This window comes from Flavobacterium sp. ENC, assembly GCF_020991415.1.
GTDB lineage: Bacteria > Bacteroidota > Bacteroidia > Flavobacteriales > Flavobacteriaceae > Flavobacterium.
Genome location: NZ_JAJMOY010000004.1, coordinates 414281 through 439074, shown reverse-complemented (window position 1 = coordinate 439074; position 24794 = coordinate 414281). Strand labels below are relative to the sequence as shown.

The 24794-nt window shown below is 36.7% G+C and carries 18 protein-coding genes; 5 read left to right on the top strand and 13 right to left on the bottom strand.

Translation table 11 applies throughout. From position 1 onward, the window contains the following. The first annotated feature begins 59 nt into the window (after positions 1–59). On the top strand, positions 60–1850 hold the full coding sequence (locus LPB89_RS13360; RefSeq protein ID WP_230702272.1) for a cytochrome-c peroxidase: 1791 nt from the start codon (positions 60–62) through the stop codon (positions 1848–1850). A 1246-nt stretch (positions 1851–3096) separates the two neighbouring features. Here the strand turns inward: LPB89_RS13360 and LPB89_RS13355 are convergent. From LPB89_RS13355 to ychF, 11 genes are all read right to left on the bottom strand, one after another. After that, positions 3097–4464 (bottom strand): T9SS type A sorting domain-containing protein, encoded by a 1368-nt coding sequence (locus LPB89_RS13355; RefSeq protein WP_230702271.1) that lies wholly within the window; start codon positions 4462–4464, stop codon positions 3097–3099. A 94-nt stretch (positions 4465–4558) separates the two neighbouring features. Beyond that, positions 4559–7276 carry a DNA gyrase/topoisomerase IV subunit A gene (locus LPB89_RS13350; protein ID WP_230702270.1) on the bottom strand — a complete coding sequence of 906 codons (2718 nt, stop codon included), beginning with the start codon at positions 7274–7276 and terminating at the stop codon, positions 4559–4561. A 36-nt stretch (positions 7277–7312) separates the two neighbouring features. Then, positions 7313–7921, bottom strand: a complete 609-nt coding sequence (locus LPB89_RS13345; protein WP_230702269.1) for a hypothetical protein — start codon at positions 7919–7921, stop codon at positions 7313–7315. A gap of 137 nt (positions 7922–8058) precedes the next feature. Further along, positions 8059–9933 (bottom strand): DNA topoisomerase IV subunit B, encoded by a 1875-nt coding sequence (locus LPB89_RS13340; protein ID WP_230702268.1) that lies wholly within the window; start codon positions 9931–9933, stop codon positions 8059–8061. A 161-nt stretch (positions 9934–10094) separates the two neighbouring features. Beyond that, complete coding sequence (gene pncB / locus LPB89_RS13335) at positions 10095–11270, bottom strand: nicotinate phosphoribosyltransferase (protein ID WP_230702267.1); 1176 nt, start codon at positions 11268–11270, stop codon at positions 10095–10097. Positions 11271–11352: 82 nt separating this feature from the next. Beyond that, complete coding sequence (locus tag LPB89_RS13330) at positions 11353–12333, bottom strand: transglutaminase domain-containing protein (RefSeq protein WP_230702266.1); 981 nt, start codon at positions 12331–12333, stop codon at positions 11353–11355. 3 nt (positions 12334–12336) lie between these two features. After that, positions 12337–12861, bottom strand: a complete 525-nt coding sequence (locus LPB89_RS13325; protein ID WP_230702265.1) for an NADPH-dependent FMN reductase — start codon at positions 12859–12861, stop codon at positions 12337–12339. Beyond that, positions 12858–13808 carry a YihY/virulence factor BrkB family protein gene (locus LPB89_RS13320; RefSeq protein ID WP_230702264.1) on the bottom strand — a complete coding sequence of 317 codons (951 nt, stop codon included), beginning with the start codon at positions 13806–13808 and terminating at the stop codon, positions 12858–12860. The genes LPB89_RS13325 and LPB89_RS13320 overlap by 4 nt, the downstream gene beginning before the upstream one ends. Positions 13809–13922: 114 nt before the next feature. Beyond that, positions 13923–14597, bottom strand: coding sequence for a hypothetical protein (locus tag LPB89_RS13315; protein ID WP_230702263.1), 675 nt, complete (start codon positions 14595–14597; stop codon positions 13923–13925). A 409-nt stretch (positions 14598–15006) separates the two neighbouring features. Beyond that, on the bottom strand, positions 15007–15705 hold the full coding sequence (locus tag LPB89_RS13310) for an outer membrane beta-barrel protein (protein ID WP_230702262.1): 699 nt from the start codon (positions 15703–15705) through the stop codon (positions 15007–15009). 12 nt (positions 15706–15717) lie between these two features. Continuing rightward, positions 15718–16812 carry a redox-regulated ATPase YchF gene (gene ychF, locus LPB89_RS13305; RefSeq protein WP_042564141.1) on the bottom strand — a complete coding sequence of 365 codons (1095 nt, stop codon included), beginning with the start codon at positions 16810–16812 and terminating at the stop codon, positions 15718–15720. 328 nt (positions 16813–17140) lie between these two features. Between ychF and LPB89_RS13300 the strand changes: the two genes are divergently transcribed. Further along, the gene (locus LPB89_RS13300; RefSeq protein ID WP_230702261.1) at positions 17141–19831 is read left to right on the top strand and encodes a TonB-dependent receptor; all 2691 of its coding nucleotides are present in this window, start codon (positions 17141–17143) and stop codon (positions 19829–19831) included. Positions 19832–19913: 82 nt separating this feature from the next. After that, positions 19914–20660, top strand: coding sequence for a class I SAM-dependent methyltransferase (locus LPB89_RS13295; RefSeq protein ID WP_230702260.1), 747 nt, complete (start codon positions 19914–19916; stop codon positions 20658–20660). A gap of 28 nt (positions 20661–20688) precedes the next feature. Here the strand turns inward: LPB89_RS13295 and LPB89_RS13290 are convergent, their stop codons facing one another. Continuing rightward, positions 20689–21852 (bottom strand): hypothetical protein, encoded by a 1164-nt coding sequence (locus LPB89_RS13290; RefSeq protein WP_230702259.1) that lies wholly within the window; start codon positions 21850–21852, stop codon positions 20689–20691. A gap of 157 nt (positions 21853–22009) precedes the next feature. Next, positions 22010–22360: a 4Fe-4S dicluster domain-containing protein gene (locus LPB89_RS13285; protein WP_132037845.1), complete on the bottom strand. Its 351-nt coding sequence runs from the start codon at positions 22358–22360 to the stop codon at positions 22010–22012. A gap of 158 nt (positions 22361–22518) precedes the next feature. On the opposite strand from LPB89_RS13285, the gene LPB89_RS13280 reads away from it, so the two are divergent. Together LPB89_RS13280 and serC are read left to right on the top strand one after the other, a co-directional pair. Then, positions 22519–23592 (top strand): acyl-CoA reductase, encoded by a 1074-nt coding sequence (locus LPB89_RS13280; RefSeq protein ID WP_230702258.1) that lies wholly within the window; start codon positions 22519–22521, stop codon positions 23590–23592. A 92-nt stretch (positions 23593–23684) separates the two neighbouring features. Further along, complete coding sequence (gene serC / locus LPB89_RS13275; RefSeq protein ID WP_230702257.1) at positions 23685–24755, top strand: 3-phosphoserine/phosphohydroxythreonine transaminase; 1071 nt, start codon at positions 23685–23687, stop codon at positions 24753–24755. Positions 24756–24794 lie beyond the last annotated feature (39 nt).

Below are 24794 nucleotides of genomic sequence, written 5' to 3'. Positions count from 1 at the left end.
ACCTAAATAAAATTTATGACCCTTATTTTTCAATAAGGGTTATTTTCTTTTTAAGCATTATGAAACAATTAAAACACTTTACTTTCCTGTTTGTATTACTTTGCCTGATTTCGTGCAAAGACAATCCGACTTCTCAGACGACTGTTAAACAGGATTTAATCATTGATTTAAACAAATTAGATAACGAAATCATACAATTTCAAAAACTGGTTGTTGAAAACAAATCACCGGCAGCAATTGTAGACCAGTTTAAAAAATCCCGCTTAGCGTATAAAAAAGCAGAATGGGCGATTGAATATTTCATTCCCGAAACGGCCCGTTTTATGAATGGCCCGGCACTGGATGAAATGGAACTGGAAGAAAACAGGTCTTTTGAACCGCACGGTTTTCAGGTCATGGAAGAACTTATTTACCCCGAATACGATACCAAAAACAAAGAAGATTTAGTTCGGGAATTAAAAATTTTCATGTCGAATATCAAGCAGGTAAAAAGTACATTTGAAGTGATTGCCATCAGTAACGATTATGTCCTCGACGGCATTCAGCAAAACGTGTTCAGGGTGATTGCGTTGGGCATTACGGGTTTTGACAGCCCGATTTTGCAGTCTTCTGTTCCTGAAGCGGGCGAAAGCTTAATTGGCATTCCGAAAGCACTCGAAAAAATCAATGCAGCCAATACCACACTGCCGGACTTAAAAAAACTGACACAGGAAGCCCAAAAATATTGTACGGAAAACAATAATTTTAATTCCTTCAACAGAGCCGTTTTTATAACGCAATACCTGAATCCGATTTCCAAAAAGATAAAAGCTTTTCAAAAGGAAGAAAAAATCAAAAATGTAAAGAAAAGCAGTCCGCTTAAGCCGACAATAGAAACTTTATTTGATAAAGATGCTTTTGATGTCAACGGATTTGTACTTTCGGAGGATTATAATTTTACAAACGACAAAGCCCTTTTGGGAGAAAAATTATTTTACGACACCAGCCTGTCCAAAAATAGTGACCGAAGCTGTGCTACCTGCCATCATCCCGAAAAAGCTTTTACCGATGGACTGAAAACAAATCTTTCGTTAAACGGCAGCAACCTGATGAGAAACACGCCTACCCTAACCTACGCTTCCCTGCAGAATGCCCAATTTTGGGATATGCGCCAGTTGGATTTAGAAAAACAAAGTGTTGATGTCATCGAAAATACAGACGAAATGCACGGTTCCCTAAAAAACATTCACGCCCAGGTTTTACTGGACGATGCTTACATTAAACTTTTCAAAAAAGCCTATCCCAAAACAGCCAAACCGGAAGCCTGGCAAATTCAGAATGCCATTGCCAGTTATGTAAGATCACTAAACTCCTTTGATTCGAAATTTGACGAATACATGAGAGGCCAGAAAAACAAATTGACTGATCAGGAAATAGATGGAATGAATCTTTTTATGGGAAAGGCAAAATGTGCGACCTGTCACTTTACGCCTTTATTTAACGGAACGGTTCCGCCAAACTATTCCAAAACCGAACACGAAGTGATCGGAACTCCGAAAGACGCTTCCGGAAAGGCACTTAGCCCGGATACGGGTCGTTATTTGTACAATAAAATGCCACAGCTAATTGGAGCTTTCAAAACACCAACTGTTCGAAATAGTGCTGTCACAGGACCTTATATGCACAACGGAGTTTTTAAAACTCTTGAAGAAGTGGTTGATTTTTATAATAAAGGCGGAGGAAAAGGTTTGGGATATGCAGTAGACAACCAAACGCTTCCTTTTGATGAACTTAAACTTAATAAAAAAGAGGAACAATCCCTGGTTGCTTTCATGAAAACACTGACGGATAAAAGGTATCAGAAGAATTAATTTTTTCCCGCAGATTTTGCAGATCTAGCAGATTTTTTTAATGATCCGCCTAATCTGCTAAATCTGCGAGAGACTTTAATCGCAAGGATTTTGAATAGCCTCCTGCTTTAGCTGGAGGTATTGTATTAAAGAGAATCGGGCTTTAGCCGAACAATACGTAATTTTTAGCTAAAGCCTTTCTATTAAAACCTATTTGAAACCTACAGCTGAAGCTGGAGGCTATTGAATTTATTTTAAAGCTAGTTTTTTCCCGCAGATTGAGCAGATCTGGCAGATTTTTTTTTAAAATAGATCCGCTGAATCTGCTAAATCTGCGGGAGAATTTAATCGCAAGGATTTTGAATAGCCTCCTGCTTTAGCTAGAGGTATTGTATTAAAGAGAATCATCGGGCTTTAGCCAAACAACACGTAATTTTTGGCTAAAGCCTTTCTATTAAAACCTATTTGAAACCTACAGCTGAAGCTGGAGGTTATTGAATTTATTTTAAAGCTAATTTTTTCCCGCAGATTGAGCAGATTAGGCAGATTTTTTTTTTAAACAGATCCGCTGAATCTGCTAAATATGCGGGAGAATTTAATTGCAAAGATTTTGAATAGCCTCCTGCTTTAGCTGGAGGTATTGTATTAAAGAGAATCGGGCTTTAGCAAAACAACACGTAATTTTTGGCTAAAGCCTTTCTATTAAAACCTATTTGAAACCTCCAGCTGAAGCTGGAGGCTATTGAATTTATTTTAAAGCTAATTTTTTTCCGCAGATTGAGCAGATTAGGCAGATTTTTTTTAAAATAGATCCGCTGAATCTGCTAGATCTGCGAGAGACTTTAATTGCAAAGATTTTAATAGCCTCCAGCTTCAGCTGGAGGTATTGTATTAAAGAGAATCTGGCTTTAGCCAAACAATACGTAATTTTTGGCTAAAGCCTTTCTATCAAAACCTATTTGAAACCTCCAGCTAAAGCTGAAGGCTATTGAATTTATTTTAAAGCTAATTTTTTCCCGCAGATGAGCAGATTAGGCAGATTTTTTTTTTAAACAGATCCGCTGAATCTGCTAGATCTGCGGGAGACTTTAATCGCAAAGATTTTGAATAGCCCCCTGCTTTAGCTGGAGGTATTGAATTTATTTTGAGGTCATTTAGTGATTTTTTCGCGCAGATCGAGAAGATCTGGCAGATTTTTTTTAATGATCCGCTGAATCTTCAAAATCTGCGAGAGAATTTAATTGCAAAGATTTTGTTTATAATCAAGCTATTCCTTAATTAGCCTGCTACTAAAAACCTTGTTCTTATCATCCACAAACTTTAGAATATAAATTCCTTTTTGCAAATTTGAAATATTCATCTCGCCATCAAAATTTTCCGTGATATTTTTTACCACTGTCCCTTTAATGTCATAAATTTTCATTGTCTTGATAGTACCTGAATGTTTTACCCTGAAAGTATCCTTCACAGGATTAGGATAAACCGTTGTGTTACTGGTAAGGTCAAAATCATCAACTCCCAAACTTACGCCACACACAATTTCAACCGGAACCCTTCTTTCAAGTCCCGAAGGAACGCCTAACTGTCTGTAGAAATTTTGCCCCCATCCCCAAAGAGAGCCATCTTTTTTAATGACAAGCGTGTGTACAGTACCTGTATTAATGCTTTGCCAGTCGTTAGCCTCTTCCAGCTTAGCGGGTACGCGTCCGTAATTTTTTGTTCCATTCCCTAATTGTCCGTAGTAATTATCTCCCCACAACCAAATTGTTCCATCTGTTTTCATTGCAACACCGTGGTAGGCTCCCGCGCTAATGCTGCTCCAATCGGTATCAGTTCCTATTGGTGCAGGTACTCGCCTCGTTTCTACAAGAGTACCATCTCCTAACTCATAGTTAGAATTACTTCCCCAGGCCCAAAGCGTGCCATTTGTTTTTATGGCAAGAGTAAAATAATATCCTCCTGTGACGGTTTGCCAGTCAGTAGCACTTCCTACCTGAAGCGGGAATTTTTGATCTGTATAGGTATTATTCCCCAATTGACCTGCCCAGTTATATCCCCATGTCCAAAGCGTACCATCGGTTTTAATGGCCATCACATGACCATCGCCCGTAGAAATAGTTCGCCAATTCGTATCTATCCCCAACTTTTTGGGTATACTTCCATTAATCGTTGTTCCGTCCCCCAATTGACCGTAATTATTTCTTCCCCATGCCCATAAAGTACCATCTGATTTAAGTGCAATAGTATGATATGTTCCCGCGCTGACAAAAGTCCAATTGGTATCACTTCCTATTTTTGTGGGTACCGTTACATTCGTGGTTGTGCCATTCCCTAACTGACCATAAGTATTACTTCCCCATGTCCATAAGGTACCATCTTTTTTTATGGCAATAGAATAACTTCCGCCTGCAGCAATTTTCTCCCAATCTGTATCAGTTCCTATTTGTCGCGGTACACTTTTATTTACGATTGTTCCGTCTCCCAATTGGCCTGCCCAGTTATCACCCCAAGTCCAAAGAGTACCATCATATTTTAAGGCAATAGTATGTCCTATGGCTCCGTCAATACTTTTCCAGCACTGACCAAAAATTTGCAAACTCAAACAAATAAATAATAGTGTAAATATTCTTTTCATATTTTATATTTAGAGATATCAATCCATTTCAAAACTTCACAACTTACATGATTTTAAGTCTTAAAAAAAGCTCCTGAAAAGGAGCTCTTCTTTATTATTCCAAAACCAGTCCAATCTGGCCGTCGTCGTCTAATTCGGTTTCCACTGAATCATCCTCTTCTAATTCCGGTTTTTCCGGAACTTCTTCAACGGGTTCTTCATACGGCAGTGGGTCCAGTAAATTGACTTGTTTTAACTTATCGGCTGTCAGTTGATTTCCCAGTGCTTTAAAGCCTTTTACAGCTATAAAGTCTTCCACATCTATATGTAAATCTTCTTTCTGGACTCCTTTTACTTTGGCGAAAATTAATTGCGCCACCGGACGATAATCTGTCGATACGATTTCTAATTGCGAATTCGGATGTTCTGTAATAAAGCTCTCTTCTTTTTCGGTTTCCACCAGAAAACGTTTCAGGTAATAGCGCTCTTTTTCACCATCAAAATAAATGGCCGAGATTGGTTTTTTCGGATTGAATTTCTCCAGAACAATCATATCTTCATCAAAATGAGTTGATAATTCCGGAATAATAACCTTCAGTTTTCCGCTTTGGTTGATAATCAGAATTTTGTCACTTGGCTTAAATTCACCCAGTAATTCTCCTCTGGCATCAACGTTTAAACGTTTTACCGTATCATCAAACCAAACTTTTCTTGGCAGCAATGTCGAAATTCCTTTTTCCTTCAGTTCGATTTTCTTGATTGGATATTTAGTCACTAAATTTCCTTTAGAGGCACGTCCTTTAATCGCTAATTTGGCGAAATCAATATCGAATTTCAATTTTTTGATCGTTCCGACCTGACGTAATAAAATCGTGATTACTTCTGCTTCCCCATTCGGATTATGCGAAAAATAAACCACTTGTGAACCTGCCGTTTCATTGGTTAAATCATACGGCTTATCACGTGTTACACCCGAAACGTTGAAACGTTTGATATAAGAAGGCCCGGATTTTCCATCACGATAGATCATGTTGTAAATGGTACGCTTATCGCTTTTATCAAAAATAGCAACGTGTATAATATCTTTCCCTACAAACGTTTTGGCGTCGACTTTTGTCACCAGCATTTTTCCGTCACGCAAAAACACAATTACATCATCAATATCAGAACAATCGGTCAGGTATTCGTCTTTTTTCAGACTGGTTCCAACAAAACCTTCCTCGCGGTTTACGTATAGTTTTGTGTTACGCAACACTACTTTTGTAGCTTCAACATTATCAAAAACACGAAGTTCGGTCTGGCGTTCGCGGCCTTTTCCGTATTTCTCTTTTAATTTGGTAAAATAAGCAATCGCAAAATCAGTCAAATGCTCTAAGTTATGCTCGACTTCCTTCATTTCGTCTTCTAACTTCGCGATAAAATCATCGGCTTTGTCAGAGTCAAAACGGGTAATACGAATCATTGGAATCTGGGTCAGTCTTTGTAAATCCTCATCTGTAATTTCCCTGACGAATGATTTTTTGAAAGGCTCAAATCGATCATATAAGTATTTATAAAGCGATTCCCTGTCTGAATACAGTTTGAAATCGATGTACATTTCTTCACGAATGAAGATTTTCTCTAATGTAGAGAAATGCCATTTGTTTTTTAATTCTTCTAACTGGATTTCTAATTCCTGACGAAGCAAATCAACCGTTCTGTGTGTCGAAATTTTCAACATTTCAGAAACTCCGATAAACAGCGGTTTGTTGTCCTCAATTACACAACCTAAAGGCGCTACAGAAGTTTCGCAGGCAGTAAAAGCAAACAAAGCGTCGATTGTTTTGTCCGGAGAAACGCCCGGAAAAAGATGAATTAAGATCTCAACATCTGCTGCTGTATTGTCTTCGATTTTCTTGATTTTGATTTTACCTTTATCGTTGGCTTTCAAAATACTGTCAATCAAAGTCGTGGTATTGGTCGAAAACGGAATTTGCGTAATGACCAGTGTATTTTTGTCTAATTGGGCAATTTTAGCACGCACACGCACACGTCCGCCACGAAGTCCGTCATTATAGTTGGACACGTCAGCGATACCCTGTGTCATGAAATCAGGATATAAGGTAAAAGCTTTTCCTTTTAAAATCTTGATCGAAGCATCGATTAACTCATTGAAGTTGTGCGGTAACACTTTAGTCGAAAGTCCCACTGCAATTCCCTCGGCTCCCTGTGCCAAAAGCAACGGAAACTTTACCGGAAGGTTGTTGGGTTCTGCACGACGGCCATCGTACGAAACACCCCAATCGGTAATTTTTGGAGAGTACAAAACCTCCAAAGCAAATTTAGATAAACGTGCCTCGATGTAACGCGAGGCAGCTGCTCCGTCACCTGTTAAGATATTTCCCCAGTTTCCCTGGCAGTCAATCAATAAATCTTTTTGTCCAATTTGCACCATCGCATCCCCAATACTCGCATCTCCGTGTGGGTGATACTGCATGGTGTGCCCTACAACATTGGCAACCTTATTATAACGGCCATCGTCTAATTCTTTCAAAGAGTGCATAATACGACGCTGAACGGGTTTAAAACCGTCTTCAATAGCCGGAACTGCACGTTCTAAGATTACATAGGAAGCATAATCCAGAAACCAGTCTTTGTACATGCCCGTTACTTTCGTAATAACGTCCTCTCCTTCTTCTTCCTGGTTTTCGTAAAAATGCTGTCCTTCGAAATTTTTAGCATCTACGTTGATAATTTCATCGTCGTCTCCGTCCTGATTTTCATCAGGCTGATTCTCCTCTGAATTATTTCCGTCATCGTTTGGAATTATGTTATCGTCTTCTTCGTCTTTCATTTTTATGCTGAATTTATTTCAGTATTTTTACTTATGCTAATAATTTAAATAACCTTTTTTTCTTAAAATCTCATACTCTTTTTGTTCATCATCATCGTCAACAAAAAGCTTAATTCCGAATTTTCTAAATAAATCACCCATATCGTACAAGCAATATTTTTGAAATCCATCAAGATTAGGTGAACTTCTGGCCCCATTACAACTTATGCAAAATTCGTTATATCCAATAATCCTGTTTTTATCATCTCTAAACAAAATCATGTGTCTGGGATTGTAACACGCTGAGGAAATTTCTTCGGGAATACAAGTATCGCAAACCATTACATTCAAAAGTTCTTTTTCCTGAATTTTATTCAAAGTAACTCTTTCCTGTATCATTGTACTATCAAAAGTTAATTTATAATTGTCTACTAATACTTTTCTTGACGGTTGTTCTCCTTTATGCTTAATAGTATCCCAATAAATTCTGTTATAATAAGAAACCAATTCAATTTTTGAAAAATTCTTTAAAGGAAAATCTCTTTTTTTAATCACTTTACTTATTGATCTTATAACTGGAACTCCTTTCTCCATTGGAGTTTCGGCTTTTTCTTTTTTACAGGAAACTAAAATCAAAGCGGTAATCAAAAAAAATATTCTCTTCATATAATTATTTAAATTTCTTATCTTAAAGAACCTATTTCATGTCAGTGATAGGGTCAATTTAAAATTCCAAAATCCGAGTCAATGATTCGGATTTTTATATTTCAAAAACCTCAGTCACTGACTAAGATTTTCTTTTCTTAAATAGCAGCTTCCTCAATCGTATCCAACTCCACCTTCAGATTCTTAATAATAAAATCCTGTCTGTCCGGCGTATTTTTCCCCATATAAAAGGATAATAATTGCTCGATAGAAGTATTTTTATCCATCATAATCGGGTCCAGGCGAATCGTTTCTCCAATGAAGTTCTTGAACTCATCCGGTGAGATCTCTCCCAAACCTTTAAATCGGGTGATTTCCGGTTTTGGTTTTAGTTTTTCAATCGCCTCTCTTCGTTCTTCATCGGAATAACAATAGATCGTTTCTTTTTTATTACGAACCCTGAAAAGCGGTGTCTGTAAAATATACAAATGCCCTTCTTTGATTAATTCCGGGAAAAACTGCAGGAAAAATGTAATCAGCAACAAACGAATGTGCATTCCGTCGACATCGGCATCGGTTGCGATTACGATATTGTTGTAGCGTAATTTTTCCAGTCCGTCTTCGATGTCCAAGGCGGCTTGCAGTAAATTGAATTCTTCATTTTCGTACACAATTTTTTTGGTCATTCCGTACGAGTTCAAAGGCTTACCACGCAAACTGAAAACGGCCTGCGTATTCACATCACGCGATTTGGTAATCGATCCGGAAGCCGAATCTCCCTCGGTGATAAAAAGCGTGCTTTCTAAATTTCTCGGATTTTTGGTATCCGGAAGATGCGCGCGGCAATCTCTTAATTTTTTATTGTGCAGATTGGCTTTTTTGGCACGATCTGTCGCCAGTTTTCTGATTCCGGACAGTTCTTTACGTTCTCTTTCGGCCTGCAAAATTTTACGCAGTAACGCTTCAGCTGTCGGAGGGTTTTTATGTAAATAATTGTCTAGCTTATTCTTCACGAAATCATTTACAAAAGTACGAACGGAGACTGCCGGTGTTCCGTCATCGGATCCCATATCGGTTGACCCCAATTTGGTTTTGGTCTGTGATTCAAAAACCGGTTCCATTACCTTAATACTGATGGCACTCACAATCGATTTTCGAACATCAGAGGCTTCGAAATTCTTATTGTAAAACTCCCGAATGGTTTTTACGATGGCTTCTCTGTAAGCCGCTAAGTGCGTTCCTCCCTGTGTGGTATTCTGACCGTTGACAAAAGAGTGGTATTCTTCGCTGTATTGTGTTTTACTGTGGGTTAAAGCGATCTCAATATCATGATCTTTCAGGTGAATGATCGGATATTCCAGATCTTCTGCACTGATGGTTTCTTCCAATAAATCCCTAAGACCGTTTTCAGAAATGTATTTTTCGCCATTGAATATAATGGTCAGACCATTGTTCAGGTAGCAATAGTTCTTCACCATCTTAATCACATATTCCATACGGAATTTGTAATTTTTAAAGATCGTTTCATCCGGCGTAAAGGTCACTTTTGTCCCTTTTCGCTTCGTAGTATCAATTATATCCTCTTCTAAAACTAAATTTCCCGCAGAAAACTCCGCTCCTTTTTGTTTGTCATCACGAACTGATTCTACCCGAAAATAATTCGATAAGGCATTTACTGCTTTCGTTCCGACACCATTTAAACCAACTGATTTCTGGAAAGCCTTGGAATCGTACTTTCCTCCTGTATTCATTTTCGAAACTACATCGACTACTTTTCCCAACGGGATTCCACGTCCGTAATCCCGAACCGAAACCGTTTTATCCTTGATAGTCACCTCAATAGTTTTTCCGGAGCCCATAACGAACTCATCGATACAGTTGTCTAAAACCTCTTTTAAAAGAATATAAATACCATCATCCGGCGAAGATCCATCTCCCAATTTCCCGATATACATTCCGGGACGCATACGGATATGTTCTTTCCAATCGAGTGATCGAATATTATCTTCGGTATATTGATTTTGCTCTAGCATAAATGAATTGGATTTTTGGCTAATGTACCATTTCTGCGTAAAAAATAAAAGCGTATTTTCTTTTTGTTATAAATAATAACAGCTTTGAATTCTATTTAAATTGATTTTAAAAAAATACAAGCTTTAAAAATAGAAGAAATCAGTTTTAAAACAAAAAAACACTATCTGATTCCGAGTACTTGTTTTGCCAAGGCAATCATTTCGGGCGTTCCCGTATTTTTATTTTTTTCGTCTGAAAGTTTCACGACTCCCTGCCAGTGCACATTGTCAGGTTTGGTTTCGGTTAATTTGATCACCATATTCATCGGCGGCAGGCCCACATCGTTGGTAAAATTAGTTCCTATTCCAAAAGACATCCTGATTTTATCTTTACAAAAATCGGATATGATTTTTACTTTATCGAAATTGAGTGAATCCGAAAAAACAATGCTTTTTGATTTGGGATCGATTCCCATTTTGTTGTAATGCGCAATTACTTTTTGCGCAAATTCTACCGGATCACCGCTGTCGTGCCTAACGCCATCAAAAAGTTTGGAGTACTTTTTATCAAATTGGTTGAAAAATATATCCGTGGTATAGGTATCCGTCAGCGCAATTCCGAGATCTCCGCCGTATACTTGCGTCCAGTGTTCCAGACTCATAAAATTGGCCATTTTGAAACCGTATTGGGCGGCATGAAACATAAACCATTCATGAGCATGTGTGCCTAACGGACGTTTATTGTTCACCATGGCAAAATGTACATTACTCGTTCCGATGAAGCTTTGGTTCCCAAAAGCATTTAAAGTTTCATTGACTAAAACATGTACATCGTAAGAATGGCGGCGTCTGGTACCAAATTCCAAAACAGGGACACCGAGTTTATTGTAGTTGTCGATTTTGTCTTTCGTATGACTTTTGATGGCTTCATCATTTAAACGGATCAAATGATTTGCTTTGTAAAAAAGTTCCGAAATTAAGGACATCAGAGGCACTTCCCATAAAATGGTGCGGTACCAAAATCCTTCAATAGTCACTTTTATTTCGGACCCTTCCTGTATTATTTCCACTTCGGAGGGATCATAAGCGTAACCCTGTAAAAAATCCAGGTAAGTAGGGTCGAGATAAGGGCAATGGTGCGACAGATAGCGTTTTTCTTCTTTTGTCAATCGTAAATCAGCCATGCCATCAACCGATTTTCGAAGCAATTCAGCAAAGCCCGGCGGAAAAACATGTTTTCCACGATTGATAAAAGCATAACGTACTTTTGCTTTTGGAAAAAGCCTGATTACGGCATGCTGCATCGTAAATTTATAGAAATCATTATCTAAAATTGATTTCAGAAATGTTGTTTCCATAGCCCTACTGTATTAATTATTCAAATCGGTTCTTGCTAAGATACGCCAATTCGATAAAAGAAGAAAATTGAGAATCTATTAATTACTTCATGATGACTTTAAAGGAAACAATACTGCTTTCACCAAGATAAAAAGTAATAAACTGCCCTATATTTTTATCAAAAGTGACCTGAAATTCCAGGCTGCCTTTTCTTTCTTTTGCATTTTCAATTCTGACCGGCTGGTTCTTTTTATTCAGGTAAAAAAACTGGGCTGTTTTTGAAATGTTTTTTATTCGAAAAGTAACATTTTCGCCATTTTTAACTTCAATAAGCCCGGAATTGGGTTCCGTAATTTTATGGTCTCCCTCGATTGTAATGTTATAAATCAGAGGGCCGTTAAGAAAATCTTCCTTGCTTAATTTTTGTCCCAGATAAGTTCCGGAATCCGGAAAATGTTTTTGAAAAAAGTAATCCGGATCGGTGTCGAAATAAATGGGCGCAAAGTCATTAATCATTCTTCCTTTGCTGCTGTCATAATATCCCTGTCCCCAGGTAACATCTACCAGTATCCATTTTTTATCAATCAAAACCATATTCCACGCATGATTGGACGACGTATCTTTTCTGCCAATATCTGCTAACCTGGTTTTTGAATCTCCCTTTACTATTTCACATTTTAGTCCTGTTAAGCCGGCCAAATGCTGATACAAAGCTGTAAATCCTTCACAAACTGCTTTTTGGGCAGTAAAAGCCTTCTGAATCAGTTTATCGTTCAGCTGTTGGATCTTTCTTTGTTTTTCGGCCTCCGTGGAATAGCTGAATCCCTGCGTTCGCGGTGGATTTAAAAAAGAAGCGTAATCGTATTTTATGTTAAAAGCAATCCAGCTGTAAATAGCACGTGCCTTATCCCGTTCTGAAGTAAAATCTTTTTGGATTCTTTCCGCTAACGCTTCCGTAGTTTTGAAGTGTTTTGGATATTTTAAAACTATTTTATCAACATCATTATACTTTTGTGAGTAAGAAGAATGCAGAAAAACACAATTCATAAAGAGGAACAGAAAGGCAATCTTTTTTATAGTCATGGATTAAAAACTAGATTTAATAATATCTTTTAATTCTTTATCCAGCTCCACATTCGAGATTTTATTTTGCTCTAAATCAAAATTTGCATTAAAAGCCGGTAATGAAAAAGTGCCTTTTATCTGAGCACCGTATCTTGGTAACGCATTACGTCCGATTTCAAGAACTGAGGCTCCGCCTCTTGATCCCGGAGAGGTGGCCAGTAATAACATTGGTTTTTGCTGAAAAACTTCTTTGTTAATTCTGGAACTCCAGTCAAATATATTTTTAAAAGCTGTCGAATAATTATTGTTATTCTCCGCCAGTGAAACTACTAAAATATCTGCTTGCTCCAGTTTGTCAAGAAATGCTTTTGCAAGTTCATGCTGACCGATTTCTTTTTCCAGATCAACACTGAATAAAGGCATTGCATAATCGTTTAAATCCAAAACTTCAACTGCTGCATTTTCAAATAAACCAGCAGCATAAGTCGCTAATTTTTTGTTGATCGAATGTCTGCTGTTACTTCCTCCAAAGGCTATAATTTTCATATTTGTTCTTTTTTTGCCGGTTCTTTTTTTCCGGATTCGTCAATCTCAAAAATTTCTTTTTTGATTTCTACCGAGTATTCATTCGGATAAATCTTCCCTCCGTATGATTTTGCATACACCTTGGTAAATTCTGCTCCAAAATACAGAATAATTGCCGAATAATACACCCAAACCAGAATAATTATTACAGAACCCGCTGCTCCGTAAACAGAAGCTACTGTAGAGCTGCCTAAATAAAAGCCTATTGCAAATTTACCAATCATAAAAAGAACTGCCGTAACAGTTGAACCTATAAAGGCGTCTTTCCATCTTATTTTTCCATCCGGTAATGTTCTGAAAATAATGGTAAATAGAAGTGTAATACTTCCCAGTACAATAAAAATATTGACTACATAAAATAAATAAACCGTGCTTTCTGGAAAGTACATTTTTAGGCGTGTGCTTACTAAATCGAGCGTTGTATTGACAAAAAGGCTGACCAGCATTAAAAAACCAACCGAGGCAATCATCGAAAAAGACATCAGACGATTCTGAATGAATTTTTTAACGCCTTTATCCGGTTTGGCGCGAAGTCCCCAAATAAAATTGATGGAACTCTGTATTTCCGCAAAAACCCCGGAGGCACCGATTAACAGCATTACAATTCCAAATGTGGTGGCGAAAACATTATTTCCTGAAAGTTGTACATTTTTTATTGCTTCCTGAATCTGAATTGCGGCACCGTTGCCTACCATGCCGTTAATTTGTCCGTATAATTGTCCTGTTACGGCATCTTCACCAAAGAAAAAACCGCAGATAGTGATAATGATAATCAATAAGGGCGGTAAGGCAAATATGGTGTAATAGGACAACGCAGCACTAAGTTTAATTGCATTATCATCATTAAATTCCAAGAAGGCGTTCTTGAGAAGAAACCAGGATTTGGATAATAAATTTTTAACTTTCACGATAGTTCTTATTTTTAGATAGTGTCTCAAATTTAAGCAATAATTAAAAATCTGAATTCTTGCTTTTTTTGGAAATTTTACATTTTTCCCATGCTGTATTTACATTCCTGACTTTTATTGTGAAACCTTTTTATATTCCTGATCCGTTCCTAAATGTTTAATCCTTAATACACTTCTAAATTCACGCGGTGTTGGTTTTATTAAATAGGAAGTCGAATCCAGCATTTTCCCTTTAATGGCTGTTACCGAATCAAGTTTCTTTAAATCTTCTCGCTCATAAATATTTTTAAATTTGATGATTTTATTCTCTAAAGATAAAACTTCTATTCTCCAGAACACTGAATCTCTCGTGCTTAAAACCAATTGATTTTTAATTCTCTTGGCTTTTTGATTGTACGAGAATCTAAAAAGAGTATCAATATGGTTAGTTACCAGTTCCAAAGAATCTCCCTTTTTATAAAAAGCAAACTTTTCTTTAGTCTCTCGATTTATTAATTGATTATTAACAATATTATATTCTGCTTTTAAAGAATCCAAAAGACGTTTATGAATTCTATATTTAAAAAAATATTCTCTTAAAATCCGATTTTCTTCAATTTTTATAAAAGTTGAATCCTTACTTATATATAAGCCTTTAAATCTATTTGGAAAACCCTGTAATTCGGAAAAACTAATAGGTTGAGGATGCTCGAAATAAAAAGCCAGACAATCTTCACATGCTGGAGCATCTTCTTTTTTACACGCTATTACAATACTGGTAACAAATAAAATTAAAATGATTTTTTTCATGGAACTTTTTGGTCTAAGGTTAATTCCCTGAAACTAAAATCATACCAAATCTTATTGTATTCCACAAATTACTCTTTTAAAAAAGACTGCTATCCTGAGCGGAGTCGAAGGCTCGCTAAACTAAAAAGGACTTCGACTCCGCTGAGCCTGACAATCGGGCACTAATAGTTCTTGATAAAAAGTTGTCACTCTGAGCGGAGTCGAAGGCTCACTACACTAAAAAGGGCTTCGACTCCGCTCAGCCGGACAATCGGGCACTAATAAATCTTGATAAAAAGTTGTCATCCTGAGCGTAGTCGAAGGCTCGCAAAACTAAAAAGGACTTCGACTACGCTCAGCCGGACAATGGTAATTTCGGAGCATAAAAAAACTGCTGAATCTTTACAGCAGTTTTTTATATTATTATTATCTAGAGATTCATTTCAAATCCTAAAAGAAGATTAACTGAATTCGTTTTTATATCTCCAGTAGTAGAATACTTCATAGTATCTTCAATGACATTACTTAATCCTAAATTATCTCTAAATTCGATCGAAAGTCCGCATTTATCATTAATAATAAATGATTTTCCAATACCTAATGTCACTCCATAGTCGCTATGATTAAATGATTCCGCTAAAGGATAGTTACTTCTTTGTGTTGGTTCTGGATTTACAAATTCTATTTCCTTAGTTTCAGTTGTAGTTTTATCCTTATTTAAGTGAGCATAAACCCCCCCCCCGTTAATAAAAAAAGAATGATCTGGGCCAAAATAATATTTTGCCATTGTTGCCAACGAAATATAATCGTATGTATTTTTATTTTTTGTTTGAAGAGATTTTCTAATGGGCAATGCTTCATTATCATAGCTAATACTACTGGTGACTCCCGTGTAACTATTGTTTTTCTGCTCTAAATTCAAATTAGATTTTAATGAAAAATTAGGCGCTAAAAAATATTCGAAAGACAAGCCGACAACTCGACCAAATCCTGATTTAACATCATCGATAATTTCGCTGCCTCTAAAACTTGAATAAGTGGCTCCACCATCTAATCCAATTTTCATTTTTTGGCTAAAACAATTTATTATAGGAGTAATGAAGATTACAGCAATTAAATATTTTTTCATACAGAAAAAAAATTATACGTTAAAACGGAAATGCATAACATCACCATCTTTTACAACATATTCTTTTCCTTCTACTTTGAATTTTCCTGCTTCTTTTGCTTTTGCTTCTGAACCGTACTGAACGTAATCTTCGTATGAAATTACCTCTGCACGGATAAAACCTTTCTCAAAATCAGTATGGATCACTCCGGCAGCCTGTGGTGCTGTAGCTCCAATATTGATGGTCCAGGCACGAACTTCTTTTACACCAGCGGTAAAGTACGTTTGTTGTTTTAGTAATTTATAAGCGGCACGAATTAAAACGGATGCTCCCGGCTCTGTTAATCCCATATCTTCAAGAAAAACCTGACGCTCTTCGTAGCTTTCTAATTCGGTAATATCGGCCTCTGCTCCTACTGAAAGGATGATTACTTCAGCATCTTCGTCTTTTACCAGTTCACGAACCTGATCTACATATTTGTTTCCGTTTACGGCTGAATTTTCATCCACATTACAAACATATAATACCGGTTTTGCTGTAATCAGCTGAAAAGATTCCATTAAAACTTCCTCGTCATTCCCCTGAGGTACAACAGTACGTGCCGATTTAGCCTGTAATAAAGACTCTCTGATCCTGTCTAAAAGTGCTTTTTCAGTTTGTGCTTCTTTGTTTCCTGTTTTAGCGGCACGGTTTACTTTCTCCAAACGTTTTTCAACAGTTTCCAAATCTTTCAACTGAAGTTCGATATCAATTGTTTCCTTGTCACGAATCGGATTTACATTTCCGTCAACGTGAACAATATTATCATTATCAAAACAACGCAATACGTGAATAATAGCATTACACTCTCTAATGTTTCCTAAAAATTGATTTCCAAGACCTTCGCCTTTACTGGCACCTTTTACCAAACCTGCGATATCGACAATATCAACTGTTGCCATCTGTACGCGCTCTGGTTTTACCAATTCTTCCAATTTATTGATTCTCGGATCCGGAACGTTTACTACACCAATATTAGGTTCGATAGTACAAAACGGAAAGTTCGCACTTTGCGCTTTTGCATTAGATAAACAATTAAATAATGTTGATTTTCCAACATTTGGTAATCCTACAATTCCTGCTTTCATCTGTAGATAAATTTGTTTTTTTAGTTGACTCTGATCGCCTCAGCTACCAATTTTATTGAGCTATAGCCCAATTGCTTAGTACTGATTTAATCGTATTATCCTTATTTTTTGTTATCCTTTAAATTTTGTCAAAATGCTACATTTTAACGCTAAAATTTTGCAAATATAAGATTTAATAGCTCGTAACTATACAAAAAATGACGATATATGTTTTTTTGCGATAATTCTTAAAAAAAATTAAACTTTTTTATAATGTTTTGTTAAATAAACCTACTTTTATCTCAATATTTAACAAACCATTAATAAGATTAACCAAAAAAGATTAACCATGAAAAAAATTGCATTACTATTATTTCTCTTTAACACCGTCATCATTTTTGCACAACAGCAGGTAACAGGTGTAGTAAAAGACAATACAGGTACCCCTCTGCCTGGAGTGAACATTGTTGAAAAAGGAACTACCAACGGTGTATCCACCGATATTGACGGATCATATAAAATAACAGTAAAAGAAGGCGCATCCCTAATTTTTACTTATGTAGGCTACAACAGCGTTACCAGGCTGGCAAATGCCTCTCAAATTGATGTTGCTTTATCTGAAGAAGGCGGACAAAATCTTGATGAAGTTGTTGTGACCGGATCCAGAACAGCCGCAAGAAGTAATACGACGAGTGCATTACCAATTGATGTATTGTCCTCAAAGGATTTAACTTCCACCGGGCAAGCCACATTTGACAAGGCGCTGCAATACAAAATTCCCTCTTTTAATACGGTACAAACTCCTGTAAATGATGCCACTTCATTACTGGATCCGTATGAAATCAGAAACATGGGGCCAAGCAGAACTTTGATCCTTATTAATGGTAAGCGTAAAAACTTAAGTTCTTTGCTTTATGTACAGACTTCTCCGGGACGTGGGGAAACAGGAGCTGATATTTCTGCCATCCCGACAGACGCGATCGAAAGAGTAGAGATTCTTCGTGACGGAGCTTCTGCCCAATACGGTTCTGATGCGATTGCCGGGGTAATGAATATTATTTTAAAGAAAAACAACACAGATGGATCTTTAACAGTAAGAAGCGGAATAACTTCTGAAGGTGACGGAGAAATGCTGGGTGCAAGTTTAAACCAGGGTACAACTGTTGGAGAAAAAGGTTTCCTGAATTATACGATTGACTTTTCTAAAGTAAAAATGGCCAACAGACCAGGAAATGTTGATGCAGAAGGAGATGCTGGGGATTTTGGCGCTAATCTGGCAGACGTTCAGGCTTTTCTGGCCAAACATCCTGACGCAGGAAATATTAATGGTTCACCGGAAACAGCTGCTGCAAAATTTTTAATTAATGGTGGTAATGACATCAGCGACAATACAAAATTGTACTATAACGCTGCTTATGTGTATAAAAAGGTAAAATCATTTGCCAACTACAGAACACCGTATTGGAGAACTTTGGCTGATGATCCTTACCTTATTGATTTTTTCGGGAAAGGGACTGGTGCCGATAGAGTTTATGAAGGATATGTACCAACTTTTGAAGGTGACTTATTTGATTATAACGGTACACTGGGTTTCAAAAATGTTAAAAATGGCTGGAATACGGATGCGAGTATAACTGTTGGTGGCAACAAACAATTGTACACGGTAAACAACTCTGTCAACAGATCTGCTACTCTTGATGAAAACGGTGAAAATGTATACAGAGAGAATAGCCCAATCTCTTTTAAACCGGGTGGAACTTCTTTTAATCATGTCGTTGGAAATATTGATATTTCTAAGATTGTATCAGACCAAATCAGTATCGGATTTGGGTCTGAGTTCAGATCTGAAAATTTTGAAGTTATTGAAGGCGTTAAAGCATCATGGGACGGAACAGGAGCGGATTCTTTTGCAGGAAACAGACCTGAAAATTCCGGAAAATGGAACAGATATAATGTAGGTGTTTATTTAGATGTTGCTTTTGATATCACAAAAGATTTTTTGATTAACGGAACAGTTCGTCATGAGGAATATAGCGATTTTGGCGGGGCAACCGTTTGGAAAGCAAGTACAAGATATAAATTCCTTGATGACAAAATTACTTTAAGAGGATCTGTATCAACTGGTTTCAGAGCTCCAACTTTACACCAGATTTACACGCAAAAATCTCAATACTCTTTCGTAGCCGGACAGGGAATTCAGGTAAGTGGAATTATCAGTAACGTTTCTCCTCAGGCGCGTCAGTTGGGAATTCCTTCCTTGTCTCCTGAGAAATCAACGAATATTACGGTTGGTCTTGGTGCAAAACCTTTCAAAAATTTAAATGTAACTGTAGATTATTATAACATCAAAGTAGAAGACCGAATTGTACTGGGAGACAGACAAGACACTCCGTTTGGTAACGTGGCCTGGTTTTCTAACTCCTTTGATTCCAGAACATCTGGTTTGGATGTGGTAACAAGCTACAATAATATCGGAATTGGAGAAGGAAAATTAGGTTTTAATTTATCCGGAAACATTACCTTTCAAAACGAAAGAATTTCTCCTGTTACCAACAACTCATTTGGACCAATTCTGGACGCTTTGACTTTTACTTCAAGACCAAAAACAAAATGGATCTTAGGTGCTAATTATGAAATTGGCAAATTTGGATTCTCTTTAAACAATACTTATTTCGGAGAAGCCAGCTTTCACCAGGATGGTATAGCAACATTTGACAGTTCTAAACCACCGACTGACTATAATCCTGATTTAGATACGCGATTTATTCCTAAAGTTGTTACAGATTTAGGTATCAATTTTAATGCTACAGAAAAATTCACGATCGCTTTAAACGTAAACAACATCTTTAATGTTTTACCGGAATGGGAATTTGTAGCAAAAAATGCAGATGGGCAAGCTTTATTGGCAGACCCTGCTGAAAGAAAGCACCAATATAATTTATTGACTTTTAATGGTCGTTATCCTACCACTTCTTACGATGGTTCGCATTTCAGCCAGTTAGGAACTATGTTTAACTTATCATTAAACTATAAATTCTAAGTTCAGCTTTGTTCAAATAATTGAAAGGGTTGTCTTAGGACAGCCCTTTTTTTATAATTTTATACTTAAAAACCAAATTGTTATGGCAAATTTATATGATGGCAAAATGGCCGCGATTTACGATGCGATGTACCAGACTTTTGTCAATTATGACGAAGAGTATGCTTTTTATAATAACCTCCTTCAGGAAAATAACTGTTCGTCTGTTTTAGAAATCGGCAGCGGTACCGGAAACCTCGCCAAACGATTCGACGAAAACAAACAAAATTACCTCGGCCTTGACTATAGTGAAAGTATGATCGAAATCGCTAAAGAACGAAACAAAAATTGTTCTTTCATACAAGGTGATATGCGCGATTTCAAACTTGAAAATCCGGTAGATGCTATTTTAATTACAGGAAGATCTACCAGCTATCTCATCACCAACAGCGATATCAACAGAACTTTTGATGCGCTTTACAAAAACACCAATGATAATGGTATTATAATTTTTGATTTTATCGACGCGAACCGCTTTATTCCTTTCATCACGGAAAACGTACTAATCACACATGAGGCAGCGTACGAAAATGTGAATTACAAGAGAGATAGCCACTGGGACGTGAATCATTCCCTGGAAAATTTTATGTTAGACTGGAGTGCCGAATATTACACCGTTGTAAATGGCAAAAAAGAAATTATTGAAAATGATTTTTCAACCGTTCGTGTTTTTACCCTCAATGAAATCGAGCTGTTCCTGTACCTTAATAATTTCGAAATACTAAAAACGATCGACAGAAAAACCTATGCTTACGATACATATGTTATTGTAGCAAAGAAAAAGCCATAAAAAAACTGACTTGCAAGTCAGTTTTTTTTTACATCTTAAATTCTAAGGAATCTATCAATACTTTTTCCTCATCAGTAGGCGTAAATCCCGAAATATTCCAGTAATTGGTCAGGACTTTATTCTTTTTATTAAAAAGTGTCTTATCTTTAAAAACATCACTCTGACTGTATGTGAATTTCTGTTTATTGAAATTGGTCGTGATAAAATTATTGCGAACCTGAATATTTTTAACCTGATCTTTCAAAACGAGATCATATGCGATTTCTTCATTCGAACTCAATACGTAATAATCGGGACCATCAAGCCTGTAACTTACTTTTACTGTTGACCGGGTTACATTCTTGGAGCCAACAGCAGCTTTATCTACTGTTGCAGCTAAGGTTCCCGGAGTTACGATAATGGAGTACTCCAGTATTATTTTTTTTAACGGATCATAAACAATTTCAAAATTATCAACTGCTGTTTTAGATTTATCCAGCGGCGTAACATTCATCACATAATAATCTTTATTTGTCGGATGTCCTTTGGTTATAAAATCGTATTCTTTTTTTGCTTTGGAATTTAAAATGGGATCAAAATAGCTCAGGTTAGAATAATTTTCCATGATATTATTCAAATTATATCCTTTTAAATCAGCACTTATATCCTTTTCCAGCAACCCATAAGACCGGTTTTGCTCTACTAATAAAGTCGTGGAAACTTTTTTCTGGCTGACCCCAAACTGAAAATTCACCAGTCCGTCATTGTAGTAGGAATATTGATTGTTCAGCATAAAAAATTCCCTTACATAGACTTTTAACCGATGTGGCATTGCTAGTTTTGCGCGCGAATTCAGGACAATTTTCCGGAGGATTTTCTGAGGAGATTCTTTAGACAGCACAATTTCATCCAGCTTATTGTCTTTACTTTTTAAATAAACCGTAAATTCATTTTCTTTCAGACTTGCCCAGCGAATGGTTAAATTTTCATAATTGGTTTCAGAAACCTGGACATTCGAGCCTCCTGTTAACATGAATGTAACTTTACCATCCTCATTGCTTAATAAAATTTGTTTGGTTTTCATAATTACAATAGTTGCATTCTCAATAGGAAGCTGTGTCTCTATATCCTTTACAACAATAGAATATTCTGTATTCTGAGCAAAAATACTTTCACTGAAAAATACAACAAACAAAATTAGTAGTCCCTTCATAGGCTGCTTATATTATCAAACAAGTGTTAAAAAATCAATCAAATTAACAAAAATAAAACATTAAATCCGAATTTAATAAGAAATACTTACAGGTTGAGGCATAAAAAAACCTGAGTTAAACTACTCAGGTTCTTTTATTTATCGATTATATCAGCTCTTATTCGTTATGCAGAAACGCCTGACGCGCCAGCAACGTTTCTTCGTCTTCTACGTGATTATCATCCGGCACACAACAATCTACAGGACATACGGCAGCACATTGAGGTTCATCATGAAACCCCTTACATTCCGTACATTTTCCCGGAACGATATAATATACTTCATCAGAAATTGGAGTTTGTGCATCATCTGCATCTACTTCAGTTCCGTCCGGTAAGATTATTTTTCCTGAAAGGGCTGTTCCATCTTTATATCTCCAATCATCAGCTCCTTCATAAATTGCTGTATTTGGGCACTCTGGTTCACAAGCTCCGCAGTTAATACATTCGTCGGTTATAATTATTGCCATCTTTTATATTATTTTATGCTTTAAGTTTTAGGCTTTAAGCTATTTCTAAAATATTATTTTTCAAAAATTAAAGCTTATTGCATAAAGCTTACCGCTTAACGCTAAAAAAACTTATTTTTGTGCAAAATTACAATCAAAACTATTCATAAACAAACATTATGACATTAGAAACAAAAAAAAGTGTTTTTGTTGAATTAGGCAAATTCTTAAAACAATTTTCTGAAAACAATACAACTAAAAAATCGGATGTTTTACACAACGATTTATTTTTTGATGATTTCGAAAAGCTGATTCATTTGTCGCAATCTCATAATGGATGGTATACTCCCGAACAGGTATATTTTGCGCTTCAGTCCTGGGCAGATGCTTTAACCGAAGAAAACCTCACGAAATGGCTCTCCCGCTATTCCTTTGAACTGGATGAGAATAAAGAAAAGGCGAAAAATGTGGCGCTGATTCTGGCCGGAAATATTCCATTGGTTGGTTTTCATGATTTTTTATCGGTTCTGATAAGCGGACATAAAGCACTCGTAAAAACATCTTCAAACGACCAGCATCTGCTGCCTTTTTTAGCCAGATACATCATTGCCGTTAACCCGGAATTTTCGGATAAAATCACTTTTGTAGAAGGAAAATTAGAAAATTTCGATACCGTAATCGCTACCGGAAGTAACAATACAGCACGTTATTTTGAATATTATTTCAAAGACAAGCCTTCTATCATCCGTAAAAACAGAAATTCGGTGGCCGTTTTAGACGGGAATGAAACCAAAGAACAACTGGAAAATTTAGGCGAAGATATTTTCAGGTATTTCGGATTGGGCTGTCGCAATGTTTCGAAACTTTTTGTTCCGAAAGGCTATAAATTTGATGCTTTTTTTGAAGCCATTTTCAAATATCAGGACGTTATTCACTATGAAAAATATGCTAATAATTACGACTATAATAAAGCCGTATTTCTGATGAGCAATTTCAAATTGCTCGACAATGGCTTTCTGACACTGAAAGAAGACTCCAGTTACGCCTCTCCTATTTCGAGTGTTTTCTATGAATTTTACGAAAATCGCGAAGAGCTTGAAAAACGTCTTGAAGCTGATGCTGAACAAATTCAGTGTATCGTAAGCACCGATTCCGGCAAAAACAATATTCCCTTTGGACAGACCCAAAATCCGCAATTGTGGGATTATGCAGATAACGTAGATACTATAACGTTTTTGTTAACAACAAAGTAAAAAATTGTTTAATTATTTCGAATAATTTATCGCTTTTTCAGCTCCTATTGCCGAAATTTGCGTTTTTAAAATTTTCGTCTATTAACTATATCATGAAAAAACACAACTACAGCGCAGGACCAAGTATTTTACCACAGGAAGTTTTTGAGAAAGCATCAAAAGCCATTTTAAATTTCAATGATTCAGGACTGTCTATCCTTGAGATTTCGCACAGAAGCAAAGATTTTGTTGCTGTAATGGATGAAGCCCGATCGCTTGCTTTAGAATTATTAGGACTTGAAGGAAAAGGATATCAGGCTTTATTTTTACAAGGCGGTGCCAGTACTGCATTCTTAATGGCTCCTTACAATTTGATGAAAGAAAACGGAAAAGCCGCTTACTTAGATTCAGGAACCTGGGCAACAGCTGCCATCAAAGAAGCTAAAAACTTTGGAGAAACTGTTGTCGTAGCTACTTCAAAAGAAGAAAATTACAATCATATTCCGAAAGGATACGAAATACCGGCTGATGCAGATTATTTTCACTGTACCAGTAACAATACCATTTTCGGAACTCAGATGAAAGAATTCCCAACAACTACTATTCCTGTTGTTTGCGATATGAGTTCGGATATTTTTTCACGTAATTTAGATTTCTCCAAATTTGATTTAATCTATGCCGGAGCCCAGAAAAATATGGGACCTGCAGGAACGACTTTGGTTGTTGTTAAAGAAGAAATCCTGGAGAAAAGCGGAAGAACTATTCCAAGCATGTTAGACTATGCGAAACATATCAAAGCAGAAAGTATGTACAATACGCCTCCTGTTTTTGCAGTTTACGTTTCTTTACTAACCTTACAATGGATTAAAAGTAATGGTGGTGTTGCAGCAATCGAAAAATTAAATGATGCGAAAGCGGATTTACTGTATGCTGAAATCGACAGAAACCCATTATTCAAAGGCGCTGCTGCAGTGGAAGACCGTTCTAAAATGAACGTTACTTTCTTACTGAACAATCCGGATCACGCTGCAACTTTTGATGCACTCTGGAAAGAAGCCAATATCTCAGGATTGCCAGGACACCGTTCTGTTGGTGGTTACAGAGCTTCTATTTACAACGCAATGCCGATCGAAAGCGTTCAGGTATTAGTGGATGTAATGAAAGCTTTGGAGTCTAAAGTTTAGTTTGCCGTTTTCAGTCTCAGTTTGCAGTTAATTGAGAAC

Excerpts from the sequence above, each read along its gene's own strand:
- serC (WP_230702257.1), top strand. The coding sequence starts at position 23,685 with ATGAAAAAACACAACTACAGCGCAGGACCAAGTATTTTACCACAGGAA.
- LPB89_RS13330 (WP_230702266.1), bottom strand. The coding sequence starts at position 12,333 with ATGACTATAAAAAAGATTGCCTTTCTGTTCCTCTTTATGAATTGTGTT.
- pncB (WP_230702267.1), bottom strand. The coding sequence starts at position 11,270 with ATGGAAACAACATTTCTGAAATCAATTTTAGATAATGATTTCTATAAA.
- LPB89_RS13340 (WP_230702268.1), bottom strand. The coding sequence starts at position 9,933 with ATGCTAGAGCAAAATCAATATACCGAAGATAATATTCGATCACTCGAT.
- LPB89_RS13350 (WP_230702270.1), bottom strand. The coding sequence starts at position 7,276 with ATGAAAGACGAAGAAGACGATAACATAATTCCAAACGATGACGGAAAT.
- LPB89_RS13295 (WP_230702260.1), top strand. The coding sequence starts at position 19,914 with ATGGCAAATTTATATGATGGCAAAATGGCCGCGATTTACGATGCGATG.
- LPB89_RS13285 (WP_132037845.1), bottom strand. The coding sequence starts at position 22,360 with ATGGCAATAATTATAACCGACGAATGTATTAACTGCGGAGCTTGTGAA.
- ychF (WP_042564141.1), bottom strand. The coding sequence starts at position 16,812 with ATGAAAGCAGGAATTGTAGGATTACCAAATGTTGGAAAATCAACATTA.
- LPB89_RS13360 (WP_230702272.1), top strand. The coding sequence starts at position 60 with ATGAAACAATTAAAACACTTTACTTTCCTGTTTGTATTACTTTGCCTG.
- LPB89_RS13315 (WP_230702263.1), bottom strand. The coding sequence starts at position 14,597 with ATGAAAAAAATCATTTTAATTTTATTTGTTACCAGTATTGTAATAGCG.
- LPB89_RS13325 (WP_230702265.1), bottom strand. The coding sequence starts at position 12,861 with ATGAAAATTATAGCCTTTGGAGGAAGTAACAGCAGACATTCGATCAAC.
- LPB89_RS13355 (WP_230702271.1), bottom strand. The coding sequence starts at position 4,464 with ATGAAAAGAATATTTACACTATTATTTATTTGTTTGAGTTTGCAAATT.
- LPB89_RS13300 (WP_230702261.1), top strand. The coding sequence starts at position 17,141 with ATGAAAAAAATTGCATTACTATTATTTCTCTTTAACACCGTCATCATT.
- LPB89_RS13310 (WP_230702262.1), bottom strand. The coding sequence starts at position 15,705 with ATGAAAAAATATTTAATTGCTGTAATCTTCATTACTCCTATAATAAAT.
- LPB89_RS13345 (WP_230702269.1), bottom strand. The coding sequence starts at position 7,921 with ATGAAGAGAATATTTTTTTTGATTACCGCTTTGATTTTAGTTTCCTGT.
- LPB89_RS13290 (WP_230702259.1), bottom strand. The coding sequence starts at position 21,852 with ATGAAGGGACTACTAATTTTGTTTGTTGTATTTTTCAGTGAAAGTATT.
- LPB89_RS13280 (WP_230702258.1), top strand. The coding sequence starts at position 22,519 with ATGACATTAGAAACAAAAAAAAGTGTTTTTGTTGAATTAGGCAAATTC.